The 17267-nt window shown below is 40.2% G+C and carries 15 protein-coding genes and 1 tRNA gene; 7 read left to right on the forward strand and 9 right to left on the reverse strand.

All coding sequences use genetic code 11. The features are described from left to right. Positions 1–85: 85 nt before the first annotated feature. Genes BM291_RS11715 through BM291_RS11730 form a run of 4 tightly spaced genes read right to left on the reverse strand, consistent with a single transcriptional unit; the run spans position 86 to position 6155 of the window. Positions 86–3184: an efflux RND transporter permease subunit gene (locus BM291_RS11715; protein WP_092897594.1), complete on the reverse strand. Its 3099-nt coding sequence runs from the start codon at positions 3182–3184 to the stop codon at positions 86–88. Between the two features lie 12 nt (positions 3185–3196). Continuing rightward, the gene (locus tag BM291_RS11720; protein ID WP_245786849.1) at positions 3197–4690 is read right to left on the reverse strand and encodes an efflux RND transporter periplasmic adaptor subunit; all 1494 of its coding nucleotides are present in this window, start codon (positions 4688–4690) and stop codon (positions 3197–3199) included. 39 nt (positions 4691–4729) lie between these two features. Continuing rightward, positions 4730–4951 (reverse strand): hypothetical protein, encoded by a 222-nt coding sequence (locus BM291_RS11725; RefSeq protein WP_092897598.1) that lies wholly within the window; start codon positions 4949–4951, stop codon positions 4730–4732. Between the two features lie 19 nt (positions 4952–4970). Further along, entirely contained in the window at positions 4971–6155 is a 1185-nt protein-coding gene (locus BM291_RS11730; RefSeq protein WP_092897600.1) for a TolC family protein, read from the reverse strand. Positions 6156–6487: 332 nt separating this feature from the next. Here BM291_RS11730 and BM291_RS22410 point away from each other — a divergent pair, with 332 nt between their 5' ends. Beyond that, entirely contained in the window at positions 6488–6610 is a 123-nt protein-coding gene (locus BM291_RS22410) for a hypothetical protein (protein WP_262481218.1), read from the forward strand. Between the two features lie 334 nt (positions 6611–6944). On the opposite strand, the gene rhuM is transcribed toward BM291_RS22410, so the two are convergent. From rhuM to sucC, 4 genes are all read right to left on the reverse strand, one after another. Then, positions 6945–7916: a virulence RhuM family protein/type II toxin-antitoxin system death-on-curing family toxin gene (gene rhuM, locus BM291_RS11740; protein WP_092897604.1), complete on the reverse strand. Its 972-nt coding sequence runs from the start codon at positions 7914–7916 to the stop codon at positions 6945–6947. 70 nt (positions 7917–7986) lie between these two features. Then, positions 7987–9201, reverse strand: a complete 1215-nt coding sequence (locus BM291_RS11745) for a site-specific integrase (protein ID WP_092897606.1) — start codon at positions 9199–9201, stop codon at positions 7987–7989. Between the two features lie 376 nt (positions 9202–9577). Continuing rightward, a tRNA-Arg gene (locus tag BM291_RS11750) sits at positions 9578–9651 on the reverse strand. Positions 9652–9689: 38 nt separating this feature from the next. Then, positions 9690–10904, reverse strand: coding sequence for an ADP-forming succinate--CoA ligase subunit beta (sucC, locus tag BM291_RS11755; protein ID WP_092897608.1), 1215 nt, complete (start codon positions 10902–10904; stop codon positions 9690–9692). A 230-nt stretch (positions 10905–11134) separates the two neighbouring features. Here sucC and BM291_RS11760 point away from each other — a divergent pair, with 230 nt between their 5' ends. Next, entirely contained in the window at positions 11135–11785 is a 651-nt protein-coding gene (locus BM291_RS11760; protein ID WP_092897610.1) for an ABC transporter ATP-binding protein, read from the forward strand. Between the two features lie 236 nt (positions 11786–12021). Here BM291_RS11760 and BM291_RS11765 read toward each other — a convergent pair whose 3' ends face one another. Next, on the reverse strand, positions 12022–12471 hold the full coding sequence (locus BM291_RS11765; RefSeq protein WP_092897612.1) for a peroxiredoxin: 450 nt from the start codon (positions 12469–12471) through the stop codon (positions 12022–12024). A 142-nt stretch (positions 12472–12613) separates the two neighbouring features. On the opposite strand from BM291_RS11765, the gene BM291_RS11770 reads away from it, so the two are divergent. The 5 genes from BM291_RS11770 (at position 12614) to BM291_RS11790 (ending at position 17072) form a co-directional block, all read left to right on the forward strand. Beyond that, positions 12614–13426 (forward strand): DMT family transporter, encoded by an 813-nt coding sequence (locus BM291_RS11770; RefSeq protein WP_092897614.1) that lies wholly within the window; start codon positions 12614–12616, stop codon positions 13424–13426. A 56-nt stretch (positions 13427–13482) separates the two neighbouring features. Further along, positions 13483–14979, forward strand: a complete 1497-nt coding sequence (locus BM291_RS11775) for a nicotinate phosphoribosyltransferase (protein WP_092897616.1) — start codon at positions 13483–13485, stop codon at positions 14977–14979. Next, positions 14957–15592: a bifunctional nicotinamidase/pyrazinamidase gene (gene pncA / locus BM291_RS11780; RefSeq protein ID WP_092897618.1), complete on the forward strand. Its 636-nt coding sequence runs from the start codon at positions 14957–14959 to the stop codon at positions 15590–15592. The genes BM291_RS11775 and pncA overlap by 23 nt, the downstream gene beginning before the upstream one ends. A gap of 2 nt (positions 15593–15594) precedes the next feature. Continuing rightward, positions 15595–16110 (forward strand): acyl-CoA thioesterase, encoded by a 516-nt coding sequence (locus BM291_RS11785; protein WP_092897620.1) that lies wholly within the window; start codon positions 15595–15597, stop codon positions 16108–16110. A gap of 374 nt (positions 16111–16484) precedes the next feature. Next, entirely contained in the window at positions 16485–17072 is a 588-nt protein-coding gene (locus tag BM291_RS11790) for a T9SS type A sorting domain-containing protein (protein ID WP_092897622.1), read from the forward strand. Positions 17073–17267: the final 195 nt, after the last annotated feature.

A 17267-nucleotide genomic window follows, 5' to 3' on the forward strand; every position in this document is an offset into this window, starting at 1 on the left:
TTATGTTGAATTGATCATTTCAACACTCAATTACAATTGTGCTATACTAGAAATGCCCCGCAGCAAAAGCAACGGGGCATTTATTCTAGTTATCTAATTGCCTGTTTTCCTTTTTCAGAACCAGTTCGTAAACACACGGAATCACAAATAGATTAAGTAAGGTGGCAGTAAGCAATCCTCCCAAAATAACGATAGCCATTGGGCTTTGAATCTCATTTCCAGCTTCATTACCTTTTAGTGCCAAAGGAATGAGTGCCAACCCTGTAGTTAAGGCTGTCATTAGAATTGGATTGAGACGATCCAATGCACCTTCAAGCAACAGTTCAGATCCACCTTTCCCTTCCTTTCTCAGGTCTTCATACCTTGATACAAGTAGGATTCCATTTCTTGTCGCAATACCAAACAAGCTGATAAAACCAATAGTAGCGGCAATACTGACAACTCCGGAAGTGAAATACACAATCAAGATTCCTCCAATCAGCGCTAAAGGCAAATTGAGTAGCACCACCAAGGAAAGTTTAATATCCTGAAACTCGTAATACAACAAAAGGAAAATAACCAAGACTGCCATACCTGCAGTGATTAATAGAAGCTGAGAAGCTTTGGCCTCACTCTCAAACTGCCCATCATACTCGACACGATATCCTTCTGGAAGCTGAATTTGATCTCCAATGATTTGTTGGATCTCATTGACGACAGATCGAAGGTCCCTGCCTTGCACATTGGCAGCAACCACAATTTTCCGTTGAACATTTTCTCGGCTTATGGTATTTGGACTACTTACAGACGCTATACTTGCAAGCTGATTTAAGGGGATTTGACCTCCATTAGGCAAGGAAATCAAAGCTTTGTCAATACTAGCTTTAGTATTTCTGGATTCAGGTCTAAATCTTACTACCAGATCAAAGTACTTTTGACCTTCATAAATCTCGCCTGCCTTTTCGCCTGCAAAAGCAATATCAACCTGCTCCATCAAATCAGACACTGTCATTCCGTTTGCTGCCAGTAATTGCCGATTCGGAGTAATCCTGAGTTGAGGAACTTCTACTTGCTGATCTACTGCCACATCGGCAATACCCTCAATTGACTTGATGCTCGTTTCGATATTCTTCCCCACCTCAAACAAGCGCTGTAGATCAGAGCCAAAGACTTTGATGGCAATATTAGCGCGTGTACCAGAAAGCATATGGTCAATCCGGTGTGCAATTGGTTGCCCAAGGGTGATACTTGCACCAGGAACCAAACTCAGTTTAGTTCGCACTTCTTCGAAAAACTCTTCTTTGGTTTTATCTGAAAGCACAAACGGAACATCGATTTCAGCGGCGTTTACCCCCTGAGCATGCTCATCCAACTCTGCCCGTCCTGTTCTTCTGGTAACCACATTCACCTCAGGCATGTCTAAGAGTATTTGCTCTACCAAAAGACCGGTTTTGTTACTTTCTTCCAATGACATTCCAGGAATACCCACTACACTGATCACTAGCGATCCCTCATTGAACTCAGGAAGAAAGCTTCGTCCGAGCTGTGAGAAAAGGATTAAGCTTACTATAAATGCAGCAGTAGTCAGACCTATGATCCATTTGGGAATTTCCAGGGCTCTGCGTAAGACTGCGGAATAGTGCTTTTGTAACCATCGTTCTACTTTGGTTCCTTCCGCTTGTTTTTCAAGTACCTTTTCATTTTTCAACAAATAGGAACAAAGAACGGGAGTTACCGTCACTGCTACGATCAATGAAGTCAAAACTGAGGTGATAAATGCAATTCCCAAAGGCTGTAATAATCGTCCTTCCATACCACTTAAAAAGAAAAGCGGAATAAAAGAAACAATGATAATCAGCGTGGCAATTATGATCGAACTACGGATCTCAACCGAAGCATCCCGAACTACTTTTAGCACTGACTGACGCTGTTCAATAGGCTTCCGAACGTTCTCTCTCAATCTTTTGAATACATTCTCAACATCTATTATCGCATCATCCACCAATGCACCTATCGCAATGGCCATCCCTCCTAAACTCATGGTATTGATCGTATATCCCAAAAGGTTTAAAACGATCACGGATACCAACAACGAAATTGGAATTGCAACTAAAGAGATTACCGTAGTTCGCCAATTCATCAAGAAGATGAAAAGGACAAGCACCACGAAAAATGCTCCCTCAAGTAAAGTTTGGTTCAAATTCGAAATAGAAGACTCGATGAAATCAGACTGCCTGAAGATGTGACTTTTAATTTCCACACCAGCTGGCAGCGTATTTTGCAAATCTGCAATTGCCAGATCAAGACTTTCAGTAAGTTCCAAAGTGTTGACATCAGGTTGCTTAGAAACAGTCAGAATCACAGCTGGGGATGCATTCAGAGATCCATCTCCGATTTTGTCTGCTGCTCCGATCTGCACGGTGGCTACATCTTTTATTTTTATGGATTGTCCATTTATCTGCTTCAATACTGCCTCTTGCAAATCTTCCACTGCATACGCTCTGCCACTTCCTTTGATGATGTATTGATTTCCAAATTCATTCAATACACCTCCAGGAACATTTATATTGGACTCGGTTACTTTTTCCAACAATTCTCCAAGCGTGACATCGTAGTATTTCAGTTTTTCAGGATTGGCAAAAACTTGGTATTGCTTGAAGTCACCTCCGATCACCACCACATTTGCAATTCCACCTATGGATTTGATTCGTGGGCGAATGGTCCAATCTGCCAGGGTGCGTAATTCCATGGGAGAAAGACTATCCGAGGTTACTCCCAAAAGCATGATTTCACCCATGATAGATGAGATAGGTGCCATCGTGGGAGTACTTACTCCATCAGGTAAATTTTCCTGAACCATAGGAATTCGCTCACTCACAATTTGCCGGGCACGATAAATATCAGTGCCCCAGTCAAATTCTATCCACACAATCGATATTCCCGCAGCCGATGAAGAACGAATTCTTCTGACATTGGGAGAACCGTTCATTGCTGTCTCCAACTGGTATGTAACCAGTTTTTCTACTTCTTCTGATTCCATCCCATGTGCTTCTGTCAAGATCGTAACAGTCGGTGCTGTCAGATCAGGAAACACATCCACATTCATCGTTCGTGCCAAAAACAGTCCTGTTATACTGAGTACAACAGCACCAAAAAGCACTAACAATCTATTGTGAAGTGAAATAGATAAGATTTTATTTAGCATAGCTTCGATACATTAATGTTCATGGCCATGCGCTGGTGCCTGTCCTGACATAGAAGCCATCTTCACCTGATATGCTCCACGTGTAACGACCACTTCACCAACCTTCACTCCATCTAAAATTTCAACTTCTTTCCCATTTCTTCTGCCTATCCGTACAGCTCTTCTTTCAAAGCTTTCTCCCGACAGTTCTACGATCACAGAATAATTCCCGTAGTCTTCCAGCAATGCGGATTCAGGAATAACTGATGCCGATTTGGACAAGCCAAAAGCTATTTGAACCTCAGTGAAGCTACCTTCAGGCATTTCCACCACATCATTGATTTCTGCAAATACCGACAGCAAGGGTTGATCACGTTCCACTTCTTTACCCACGGATAACACTTTACCTTGGGTTGTCTTCAGGCTTGACCAATGGTCAGGTCTAGTTTGATAGTAGATATCATGAATATTCTGTAGCTGAGTTGCATAGGATGGGCTCACTTGGACTTCCAAGAGACTGGTTTTATGACTGGTAATGGTCACCAAACTTGCGCCTTCAGAAACATATGCGCCATTATTTACGGCAATGGATTTCACATAGCCCTCAAATGGTGCAACGATTTGCTTGCCACTGGATGTATAGCCAGCGCTGAGCGTTTCATAGGTTGACTTGGCAACCAGGTACTTCTGCTCCACCAGCTCAAATTCGGACTTGGGAACTATCTTGGATTCAAACAGCTGTTTCTTACGCTCATATTCTAGACTTGCCTGATCAAAATCAGCTTTCGCTTTTCGTATTTCTGCTGAAAGATTATTTGAAGTCAATCCGGAACTGCTTACAGACATCAGTAATTGGCCTTTTTGTACTTTCATCCCTTCGTTGAGATTATTGCTGTTGAAAGTCACTTTCCCACTGGTTGTCGCGATAAGCGTCTGATAATCCGAAGGAGATACTTTCCATCTTCCTGAAGTAGGGATAGTCTCATAGATTTCCTTTTCTACAACTTTTGCAGTTTGAAAATCTATTTTCCATGCCTGCTCTTTCAGAAAAGTAATGGAGCCGTCATCAACTTCCTCTGTGCCTAATGCTTTTATCGCATCTTCCAAAGTAGCATAAACTGTAACCTGATTAATTACAACTCGATCTGTTACAGTAGGTGTTTTTAGCTCAAATACCAATTGATAAACCCCTGCTTCCTTTGGCTGCAAAGAGGGCTTGAAAATACCCGGAGAATCCGGTGCTTCAGCAGTATTACGAATTCCAGTTTCACCTTTGATTAGACTTACCGTCAATGTGCCCTCACGGACAGGTTGATGCTTGTCCATGATGGTAAAGTGAGCAGCAAATCGACTAGTAGCTCCAACCACCAAAGCGGGATATTCAACAAACAACTCTGTTTTATCCGTCCATACCGTAGCATCCACAGTAGGAATTTCCGCTGCTTCTACTTCATGACCGCCATTTGCATCATGAGCATGATCATCCTCTTCCTTTGCCTGACATGAGGCAAGGAGGAGTGTAATCATTAGAATTACATATCGCATAATCAATATCCTTTGAATAGATTAATGATCACTGTGAGTAGCTCCATCTTCATGGGTATGCACCGCAGAATCTTTTTCTACCTTGAATTCTTCCTGATGATGATCGGCATCCTCTTCTTCATGTGCATGACCGTGTTCTTCTTCAGTGGCATGTTCGTGACCGTGATCGTCATCTGTTTTTTTGTTGCCACATGAGACAGAAACGATCAATAGAAGTGCGAATAGAATATTTGAGATTTTCATATTTTCTTAGTTTTGTATGTTATAATTGATGTTTTAATAGCTCAGCTTTGGTTTGATTTAATTGTTTTTCCATTTCCAACATGGAGTCGATTGCCTGCTGATAAAATTGCAATTCGAGGTAATACTGCATATAAGAAAGTTCACCCAATTCAAATGCCTGAAGCAATAATGCTTCACTGTCCAAGGACTGAAGAGTGGACTGGTATTCCTGATATTTATTTAGCATCGCCTGATACACTTCATATTCACCCAGAAAAGCAGTATGCATCTCATCTGTTTGGACTTGTGTAAAAGACTTTTGGTAATCATAGTTTGCCTCAGCGGCCTTGACGGTATTTCGGCTACTCCACAAGGGAATAGAAACTCCTCCATAAATACCTGAGTAGTTAGACCCAGAAACTCCTTGGTAGTTATATCCTGCAGTTAGATTAGGAAGTGACTTACTTTTAGAAAGTTTGATTCGCTGTTGAGCGACTTTTTCTTGCTCCAAAAGGACTTTCAATTCAGGGTCTACCTGCATTTTTTCTAGCCATAAACTTTCTGAATCATCAATAGTCAGAGAGCTCGAGTAATCATTTTGAGCAAATTGCAGCTCATTTCCTCCATTCAGGTTTTGAATTTGAAGCATGATCTTTTTTCGATCAGCATCCAAAATATCCAGCTTGAACTGTTCTTGAATCCAGGCGATTTTAGCCTTATTGAGTTCCAGAATACCGGCTTGCTCTAGCTCAAAGAGCTCATTAGTCTGATCAAATAGCTTCTTCGACTGCAATACTCTGACTTGCTCAACCTTCTCCTTTTTGGCCAAGAAAATCAGTTCATTTAAGAGGTTGACAGCAGGAAGTAATACCTCTTGCCGCTTCAACTGGTATTCCATGGCACTCTGTGCTTCTTGCATCTCAATGAGGTTACCTCGAGAGCTGTATACCGTTGGGAATTCAAAGGACTGGGTAATTTGAAACTCCGAATAATCTCCTGATGCATGATTTCCAAAGGGTAGGTAATATGCGCCGGCCTGTGGATCTGGAAGGTTATTTGATGCTTTTTGCGATAGCTTTCTACTTTCCAAGAAGGAAGAAAAAGCCTTTAGGGTGGCATTATTCTGTTCGATTTGCTGTAAAGCATCCTTTGTACTGGGAGACTGAGCTACAGCAACAAACGAAAATAAGCACACGCAAAAAGCGAGTACATTATTTTTTAACATGAAGTTGAATTTAGAATGAATCAATAGTTCTCAATGAAAGCTTATTTCATTGACTTTGATAAGTCATCAAAGATTGATTTATCCTAATGAAGGGGGCCCTCGAAGGGCAATCGAAACAAAGTAGGTGTTCTTAGGTATCCTTAACGATTCAGGAACATTCTTTTCTAAAGCTGGCCTAATCTCAATAACTGGTACTCGAAAAAGTTCTGGGATCGTTCTCTGAACTTTGCTTTTGTCTACGTTATTTTCGATAGACTGTGCTTGTGAAGGAGAATGATCAACTAGCTGCTGTGAATGGGCATGATTAGAAAAAAGTATGGAAAGAAAGTCTAATGGACTTTTCTCGTCTGAATGATGCTCATGCGCAGTTTTTTCATGGTCGTGAGCATGATGATCTGAGAGAACTTCTACTTCATGCTGGTGATGAGAATGGGGCGCCAATTGATGCAACATGAACAAGCAGAACATGCTGAGTAGAAATCGAGCTATTATCTTGGAGAAAGTGCGCACCGCTTGCAAAGGAATTTAATTTATACTTCAAATCAAATGTTTTCTTTTCCTATGGAGGAGAAATGAAAAAATGACTCGTATAGAAAGTACGGCTAAATAGCTTATACCCATACTGGAGTATTACAAAAATAGTCTCAAAAACTTGGGACCACCGTTTTTTGAAGCTTCTAGTTCTTGATTTTACCTGATGAATAGTGAAGTGTCTACTGATGAATTTTTTTACCGAAAAGTAATGTATATACTCATTTTACTACTCGATATCTTTAAACTCTTGAGAAATTAGTTATTCCTATTCAATACGCTGATCACTAATTTCTTGACGGTCACCATTTCCTCTGGTTTACTTGAAGCAATGAACAAGGTTAAGCAGGCTAGTGCATCATTGCTGATTATCGAAACACCTTCCTCATTATGCAATAGCTCATTTGACTGCAAAAAGAGAAGAAAACACGCTGCGGCTATCCGTTTGTTGCCATCAACGAATCCGTGATTTTTGACGATCAGGTAGAGAAGGGTAGCGGCTTTTTCCTCAAGTGTTGGGTAGAAATCCTCTTCACCAAAACCCTTGCTAATCTGTGCAACTGCGCTCTCAAAGCTTCCGTCTTTTTCCTTCCCAAATACTCCGGATTCAAAATCTGATCTCATAGCGAAGATCACTTCTTGGTAGTGAGCTAACTCAGGATAGTTTGCCTGTCTTTTAGTTAATCCTTTTTTATCAAGGTTCTCATGATCATAATCATCCAGTAACTCAAGCCCTTTTGCAAAGTGAATAAGCCAGTCCAAGTTTTGATCTTGTGCTTTTTGTTCAATTGCACGGCTTAGGATCCGGATTCCGTCTTTCAGGGTCCTGACTTCTTGTTGCTTTTGAGAAAGCCTAATTTCATTGATTGCATAGCCCTGAACAAGGAAATCTTTGAGTCGTTGGGTTGCCCATTGGCGGAATTGAGTGCCATGTTGTGATTTGACCCGATAACCAACAGAAATGATGACGTCTAAATTGTAATAGTTTATTTTACGCTCAACTTTTCTTTTGCCTTCATTCTGAACTGTCAAGGAATCCTTGACAGTTGCCTCTTGTTCCAATTCACCTTCTTTATAGCAGTTATTGATGTGCAAACTGATATTTTGTTTGCTTTGGTTGAATAAAGTGGCCATTTGAACTTGAGATAGCCAAACAGTTTCCTCCTCAAATTTCACCTCAATTTGAGTCTGTCCATCACTTCCCTGATATATTTCGATTAGATTTTCCATTGTTGTTGTTCAATTTAAGATTCATTTTCGAGTTTCAGATTTCTAACTATAAAAGAGGTCAGTCTCGATTTCATTGTAATTTTTCCCTGAGTGCCTGCATGTCAAAACTTATCTTTGTATCCAGGATTTTTGCATAATGCTGGGTTTGCGTTATGGATTTGTGCCCTAGCATTTTCGATACTGTTTCGATAGGTACTCCATTACCTAATGTAATGGTCGTAGCAAAAGTATGGCGAGCAATATGAAAAGTTAGGGGCTTATTGATGCCACAGACATCTGCTATTTCCTTTAAATAGGAATTCATTTTCTGGTTACTTAGTACAGGTAGTACATGCTTCCCACTAATACACATCTCATGTGTTTTGTACTTATTGATCAGTTGAAGTGCTTTAGGGAGAAGTGGTAATCGAGTGGGAGAATTCGTTTTTTGGCGATGAGTATGTATCCAGAGTTCTCCATCAATTCCAATAACTATCTGATTTTTTCCCAAATTTTTAACATCAATGTATGCGAGGCCAGTATAACAACTGAATAGAAAAATATCACGAACATGATTCAGACGGTCTGTTACGAAGATTTTTTCAGAAATTTTTTGGATTTCTCCCTCTGTCAGAATTGATCTGATTACTTCTTTTTTTACCATTTTAAATTGGAGAAATGGATTTCTGATTAACCATCCATTTTTTACGCAAATCAATACGATCTTCTTGAAATTGGTCAGATATTTCATTGTAGTGTTATGATTACAGTTTTTGACTGTCTTTAACCAGAAAGAGAAAGAGGAAATAAAATCGTAATCCAAAAGCTGTATATCCATATCTTCCTTATCGTATTTCCAGCGGATAAAGCATAGTGTATGATCCAAAGTAGTAAGATAGCGTTGCAAGGTAGCGGGGGTATATTCTTTGCCAATCAGGGATTTTACTTGACTATTATGATCATGAAAAATTTCAATAATCATCCTCTTCTTTTCGCCGATCCCTAATAAAAAGTTTTTAATGGCTTCGGAAGAAACTTCTCTATCTGTATCGATCAGGTGCTTTTTAGCCTGTAATGCTTTAAAATAAAGTGTTTCAAGATAAACGTTGAGGGTTTTGCTGTCCTGATTATTGCCCTCAGCTCTCCCGGCAGCCGCATTCCATCGTGAAGTCTTCCATAATCTCTTAGTAGAGAGTTCTTTGGATATTCTATCGACAGTGATTCGAAGGTAGATATACCTTTCGCCATTTTGATTTTTTTTGGATTGTTTCAAGAAGAAGAGCAATCCGAAGCTTTTTTCTAACATGATTAGTTTAGTGAAATAAATGTCGGAATACAAGCTCTAAATCGCAAGAGGTTCACTTATTGAACATGTTGGTAATCAATTGACTAAGTTCTCGCCAGTGCGTCTTTTTTTCGTGTAGGTGAACTACACGATTGACGCAATGGAATTACAGGTAATTATAAAGATTTTGGGGGTATTGATCATAAAAAAAACCTGTAAAGAATTTCTTTACAGGTTTTTTATGAAGTTGTTGATATTAACCGATCTGATAGTTAATATGTTGGTTATCAGTCTTTTAAATCAATATCTAAATTAATTTTTCTAAGATTATCGCTTGAATTTTTCAATTTCAAGGATCTAATTATAGTATGCCCTAGACCGAAATCTAGGGCTTTTGTGCACTCGGAAGGATTCGAACCCTCAACCCTCAGAGCCGAAATCTGATATTCTATCCAGTTGAACTACGAGTGCATGATGTATTGAGGATTGCTCCTCAATACACTTATTAATTATGCTTCGAGTACAGCCTGTACTTTGTCAGCAGCTTCTTTCAAAGTGATGGCAGAGAATACTTTCAATCCTGAATCATCAATGATTTTAGCGCCTTCAGCAGCATTTGTTCCTTGTAATCTTACGATGATAGGAACTCTGATGTCTCCGATAGTTTTGTAAGCTTCTACTACACCGCTAGCAATTCTGTCGCATCTTACGATACCACCGAATACGTTGATCAAGATCGCTTTTACATTAGGGTCCTGAAGGATGATTCTGAAACCAGCCTCTACAGTAGTGGCATTTGCCCCTCCACCCACGTCAAGGAAGTTAGCAGGTTCGCCACCTACCAATTTGATCATATCCATAGTAGCCATCGCAAGACCAGCGCCATTGACCATGCAACCTACGTTTCCGTCAAGTTTCACATAGTTCAAACCTGATTCTCCAGCTTCTACTTCTAATGGATCTTCTTCAGCCACATCTCTCAATGCTGCCAAACCTTTTTGTCTGTAAAGTGCATTGTCGTCGATGTTCACTTTAGCATCTACTGCCAAGATCTTATCATCAGACGTTTTCAATACTGGGTTGATTTCAAACTGAGAAGAATCAGTTCCTTCGTATGCATTGTAAAGAGCAGTGATAAATTTCACCATTTCTTTGAAAGCATTACCAGATAGACCAAGAGCAAAAGCTACTTTTCTAGCTTGGAAAGGCTGAAGACCAACTTTAGGGTCGATCCACTCTTTCATGATTTTCTCAGGAGAGTTCTCAGCAACTTCCTCGATGTCCATTCCACCTTCAGTAGAGGCCATGATTACATTGCTACCCGTAGCTCTATCCAAAAGGATAGATAGGTAATATTCTTTTGGCTCGGAAGCACCTGGATAATACACATCCTCAGCTACCAAAACCTTATTTACAACTTTTCCTTCTGGGCCAGTCTGGTGAGTTACCAATGTACCACCAAGGATGTTTTTAGCCTTTTCAGCGACGTCTTCCAATTTCTTGGCTAGAACCACACCGTTAGAACCAGTCTCATTGACTTTGCCTTTTCCACGACCACCTGCGTGAATCTGAGCTTTGATCACAAACCAGCTAGTACCAGTTTGCTCGTTCAACTTAACCGCTGCTGCATGAGCTGCTTCAGGTGTGTCGGCGACTATACCTTCCTGAATACGGACTCCGTAACCTTTTAATACTTCTTTAGCCTGATATTCGTGAATATTCATGTGTGTATGATTTTTTTCTCAAATGTCACATGGAATCTCGCATACTTGGGTGTTTTACCCCTGTGACTTTTCAGTCATGCTCGATTTCATCCTTTGGAAATTTTTGTGCGAAGTTAAGGTCTAGCCATCTATAAATCAACCTGCCTTTTTCCTTTTTTGATAAAAAAAGCCGTTAATTCCCTACTGAGAAAGGCATTTGTCCTATTTTTGAACTGATTAAAAATGTTAGCATGCTGAAAGCCAATGGAATCCATAAATCCTATGGAAGCCTTCAAGTATTAAAAGGGGTAGATCTAGAAATTTTAACTTCTGAAATAGTTTCCATAGTCGGTTCTTCTGGAGCTGGGAAAAGCACTTTACTCCATATTCTAGGGACGTTGGATCATCCGGATCAGGGTACGTTGGAGATGGATGGAAAAAAACTTCTCAATCTAAAAGGAGAGGAGTTGGCGAAATTCAGAAATGAGCGGATTGGCTTTATTTTTCAATTTCATAACCTGCTTCCGGAATTTACAGCTCAAGAAAATATTATGATTCCTGGACTGATAGGTCAGGCATCTACCGATTCACTGACCAAAAAATCAGGCGAACTCGCAGAATTGCTAGGAATCTCCCATCGTTTGGATCATAAGCCATCCACACTTTCAGGAGGTGAGCAGCAACGAGTAGCTGTGGCAAGAGCTTTAATAAATAGCCCGGCGGTAGTGTTTGCAGATGAGCCCAGTGGGAACTTGGATACTCAAAATGCCAAAGGACTTCATGAATTGTTTTTCACGCTACGCAAAGAACTGGGTCAAGCTTTCGTGATCGTAACTCATAATGAAGAGTTAGCTGCCATGGCTGATAGAAAAGTTGTAATGCAGGATGGGTTGATTCTTTGAAGACGTTAGATTTTAGACACAAGATTTTAGATTGAGGACGGAAGATTGGAGAGAAAAGAGATTGGAGATTTTTCCCATTTTAACTTAAGTCTTTAGACCTCCCTGAAGTAGTCAGGGTTTTACTTCGCTCAGGGTGACAAATAAAAGGATTTTAAACGTTGCGCCGCCGCGTCGCTGCGAGAAAAAAAACTGCGCCTCCCGATAGCTATCGGGAGTGCCCTTGCGGGAGACTTTCTCTACTTCTGTAGATTCTTCAGCATCTCTTCGATATGTCCTTTTGACTCAAACATATCAGAAAATGCAGCTTCAATCTTATGATCTTTATCAATGAGGTAAGTAATACGCTTGGGCATTTTGATCAGGGGAATGAGTGCATCGTAAGATTTGCAAACTTCGCCAGTAGGATCAGAAAGCAAGTCAAAAGGAAGTTTGTGCTCCTTTTTAAATCGCTCGTGTGTCGCTATATCATCCTTGCTGATGCCTAGAACAGGAATGTCCAGATCTCGAAAAGCTTCAAATTGATCTCTGAATTCACAAGCCTCCGCCGTACACACTTTTGTGAAATCCTTCGGATAAACATAAAGTACAAATGCTTTTCCTTTCAAATCCTTGGAGGAATCGATTGATTTAGCGCCCGTAGATTTCAAATTAAATTCCGGTGCAGTTTCTCCTTTTTTCAATGCCATAGACAGTAAAACCCAAGTCGCGAAGAATGGTTCGTAAGGGATTTGGTTTTTGTGAAATATTTTGAACTATTAACAAGCTAAATTCCTTAGAAAAACATCACTCTGAAAAGTTACTATTTTGAAGATTAACAGTGTCCAGTCCATGCTATTGGCTGGTATATTTTTCGCTCTGATGAATGTCTCTGTCAAGTACATTCCACATATTCCCGCCATAGAAATCATTGTCTTCAGATCTATTTTCTCGCTGGTGTTCAGTTATTTAGTGCTGAAAAAGCAAAAGATAAATGTCTTTGGTAATAATAAAAAATGGCTGATTATCCGTGGAATAGTTGGCTCAATAGGTTTGATTTCCTTCTTCTATACGCTACAAAATATACCGCTAGCCAGTGCAGTGACCATACAATATTTGTCACCAATATTCACCACAGTATTTGGCATTTTCTTACTGAAAGAAAAAGTAAAGCCCATTCAGTTCTTATTCTTTACCATATCTTTTGCTGGAGTTCTGGTGATTCAAGGAGTTGATGCGAGAGTAGATACCTTTTGGGCAGTAGTAGGGATTATTTCCGCGATATTTTCTGGCTTAGCCTATAATGTCATCCGCAAGTTGAAGAATACCGAGCATCCCTTGGTGATCATTTTCTATTTCCCCTTAGTGACTTTACCATTTGCGTTGATTGTATCAGCGTTTGGCTGGGTCAATCCAGTGGGCTGGGATTGGGCAATCTTACTTTTCATAGGCATTTGCACCCAGACAGCGCAGTATTTCTTGACCATTGCTTACCAAAACGCCAACGTGTCTAAGGTGGCAAGCCTTACCTATATTGGAATTGTGTATGCATTGATATTCGGTTTCTTCTTCTTTGAGGAGACTTTCAATGCACTGGCTTACGTGGGTATGGGGCTTGTATTATTAGGAATTTTACTGAATATGCGGGTGAAGCAAGTTTCTTAAATGTATTGGACATGAAGGGAATGAGGGTTATTTTTGAATCAAGCTAAAAACGAAAAATGAAAATCACGAAAGACCTATATCAAGGCTCTCTGGCGCTTCTGACAGATTTTTATCAGCTCACCATGGCTTACGCGTACTGGAAGTCTGGCAAAGCAGAGCAGGAAGCAGTGTTCAACCTTTTCTTTCGAAAACATCCATTTCAGGGTGGATTCACCGTAGCTGCCGGCTTGGATTACATAGTTGATTACTGCAACAACTTCAAGTTCAGTGAGGAAGACTTGAGTTATCTGGCTACGATGAAAGGGAAGGATGATCAGGTTTTGTTTGAAACTGGTTTTCTGGATTACCTCAGAAAAATGAAATTCAGCTGTGATATTGATGCTGTGGAAGAAGGAACTGTCGTGTTTCCTAATACTCCTTTAATACGTGTGAAAGGGCCCTTGATCCAATGTCAATTATTGGAAACCCCACTTTTGAATATTATCAACTTTCAAAGTCTAATTGCTACCAAGGCAGCACGAATCAACTTGGCCGCTCAGGGTGAGCCTGTGTTGGAATTCGGACTGCGCCGAGCTCAAGGTATAGATGGTGGTCTAGCTGCTTCCAGAGCTGCTTATATAGGCGGATGCACGTCCACAAGTAATGTGATGGCGGGGAAGCTTTTTGGAATTCCTGTATCAGGTACGCATGCTCATAGCTGGATTATGTCCTTTGAGACAGAAATGGAAGCTTTTGAAGCCTATGCGGATGCCTTTCCCGATCAATCTATTTTCCTTGTAGATACTTACGACACGGTGAATGGAATCAAGAATGCCATCAAAGTTGGGAAAGCTTTGCGAAGCAAAGGAAAAGAAATGGTCGGTATCCGTATAGACTCCGGTGACTTGGCTTATTTCAGCAATGTAGCGCGAGAAATGCTCGATGAAGCTGGTTTTCCTGATGCTAAAATTGTCGCTTCCAATGATCTGGATGAGAATATTATTACTTCCTTGAAAGGACAAGAATCCTCAATCAATGTGTGGGGTGTAGGGACGAAATTGGTCACTGCATTCGACCAGCCAGCGCTTGGGGGAGTATACAAACTCTCTGCTATCCGTGATGAAAAGGGGACTTGGGTTCCTAAAATCAAACTTTCACAGCAATCCATAAAAATCAACATACCTGGATTACATACGGTCAAGCGTTTCTTCTCTAAAGGAAAAGCAGTCGCTGATATGATTTATCTAGAAGACCAAGAACTGAATCCACAGGCGGCATTGATTATAGATCCGAATGATCCTACCAGGAGGAAGCGTATGATGCCAGCATTCTATCAGGAGGAAATATTATTAAAACCCATCTTCACCAAAGGCAAGCTTACATATAAGCTTCCTACAATCAGTCAGATCAGAGATAGAGTGCAAAATCAGCTCGAATCGCTCGATAAGACACACAAGAGATTGGTGAATCCACATTTGTATCCAATTGGTCTGGAGGAAAATCTGCATCAATTGAGGATGGAATTGGTGATGAAAGCAAAACAAGTAGACAATGGCAATGAATCTGAAAAATAGTGCACTTCTCATCGTAGATGTACAAAATGACTTTTTACCCGAAGGCTCTTTGGCAGTTAGGCATGGTGATGAGATCATTCCTGTGATCAATGCATTGCAGGAGAAATTCAATTTTATAGTTGCCACGCAGGATTTTCATCCAACAGATCATGGGAGTTTTGCCGTAAATCATGAGGGGAAAAGTCCAGGCGAAATGATTGTGTTAGCTGATTTGCCGCAAATTCTCTGGCCAGTTCACTGCGTGCAGGGATCGGAAGGGGCGGAGTTTCATGAGGAATTGAATCCCATCAGATGGACAGCGATTTTCCAAAAAGGCAAAAACCCTGAAGTGGATTCCTACTCAGGTTTCTTCGATAATGCCCGAAGAGAAGATACTGGGCTTGGAGATTTCTTGCAGAACGAAGGAATAATGAACGTATTTGTGACCGGACTTGCTCAGGATTACTGTGTCAAGTTCACCGCATTGGATTCAGTGAGTTTGGGCTTCAAAACATACCTGATTTCCGATGCAACCAAAGCAGTAAATCTTGCTAAGGATGATGGAGATAAAGCCTTGGAAGAAATGAAAAAAGCAGGAGTGATATTAATAGAAAGTTCAGCTATACTAGATTAATCATGTTTGAATATAACCCAGAGAAACATTACCCTAAGGAAACAGAAAGCAGAGTCTTGATCAGATTTCAGGATTGTGATCCTCTGCGCCACCTGAACAATGCCAAGTACTTCGATTACTTTTTCAATGCTCGGGAGGATCAGGTTCCTAAGTTATATGGAGTGGAGATGATGGATTTCATCAAAAAATACCAAGCTGCTTGGGTGATCTATAACCATAATATATCCTATGTAAAACCAGCCATGGTAGGAGAGTGGGTACGTATCAAAAGTCGGATCATCTGGCATAACGATAATACAGTGGTGTTAGAGTATTATATGACTGATGATTCTGAGACACAACTGAAAACGCTTCTATGGACAACCATGCGCTATGTGACACTAGCTGAAGGGAAGTCTACTATTCATACTGGAGCAGTCAATGAATTTCTTGCCGCGACGTCCATGAACTTAGATATCGCTGGTATTGAGATAAAACAACGGGTGAAAGCACTTTCCCTAGAGTTGAAAAAGGTTTGACATAAATCAAATTTATGTATCTCAGCGAACAAGACATGTACACGACCGTACAGGTTTTTATTTTTTAAACAATTTAATTTCAGGCACTTACAATTTTTTTAAAATTAATTTTTGCTAACATTCGCAATAAAGTGTAACCCGTATTTTTACCGGTTAGGTCATAAACTGTTCGGGCGCAATACAATTTCCAGGTAAAACGATCACTTTCACAACACATCTTATGATAACAAAGCAGGCTTAGCCAAATTATATTTTGTGAAAGTGTTAATTTTTGAAAAGCATTTAAGCTTTCAAAATGGCTAGAAAAGGCCTTTATGGCACAGTTGGTACATGGTTCGCAACAGGGTGAAGCATAACTCTAAACCAACAATGTTATGAAAACCTTATTCACATTCGCACTAGCTGGACTTTTAGCGACCAGTTCTTTTGCAGCCAATGGGCCAGAAGATTTGAAAGAATTATCAACTGTACATGCTGTTTACAAAAAAATAGATGTACACCTTAAAGAAGGTGTAGGCAAAGCAAAAATTGCCATTTATGATATGTCTGGCAAAAGACTACACAGACGTACTGTAAAAGCAAATGAGGATCTACGTGTTCCTTATGATTTGAATGACCTACCATGTGGGGAGTATCAAGTGATGATTACAACAGAAGATGAGCAAGTGACCTATACCGTAGAAACCGTGGAGAAAGTTGATCCAGCTCCTATAGTGTATCCTTTGATGGCCTATGGCAAAAAAGTAAATGATTTCACTATCAACTTACTAGTAATAGGCCTAGAGGAAGCTGGAGTCGAAGTTAAAATCAAAAAAGTCAGTGATGACCGAATTGTACATGAGGAAATGGTAGATCAACCAGAAGGTTTCCGTAAAGATTATAGACTGAACGGAGTCCATGCGGAGGATGTCTATTTCGAAGTAACTGACGTAAAAGGAAGAACTCGCAAGATTTACATTTGAATTCTAAACCAACCTCTTGCGCTAGAACCCTGGATCGATTGATTTGGGGTTTTTTCGTTAGAAATTTTTAAACCACATAGACACATAGAAAAACATAGAGCTGGTGTTATTTATGGGTGGTCAATTCTCAAGTTGAGCTTTGTTCTCTTTGTTTCTTTATGGTTAAAAAAAGCTACCACAAAAGGCATAAAGAGA

The organism is Algoriphagus aquimarinus, from assembly GCF_900112005.1.
Classification (GTDB): Bacteria; Bacteroidota; Bacteroidia; order Cytophagales; family Cyclobacteriaceae; genus Algoriphagus; species Algoriphagus aquimarinus.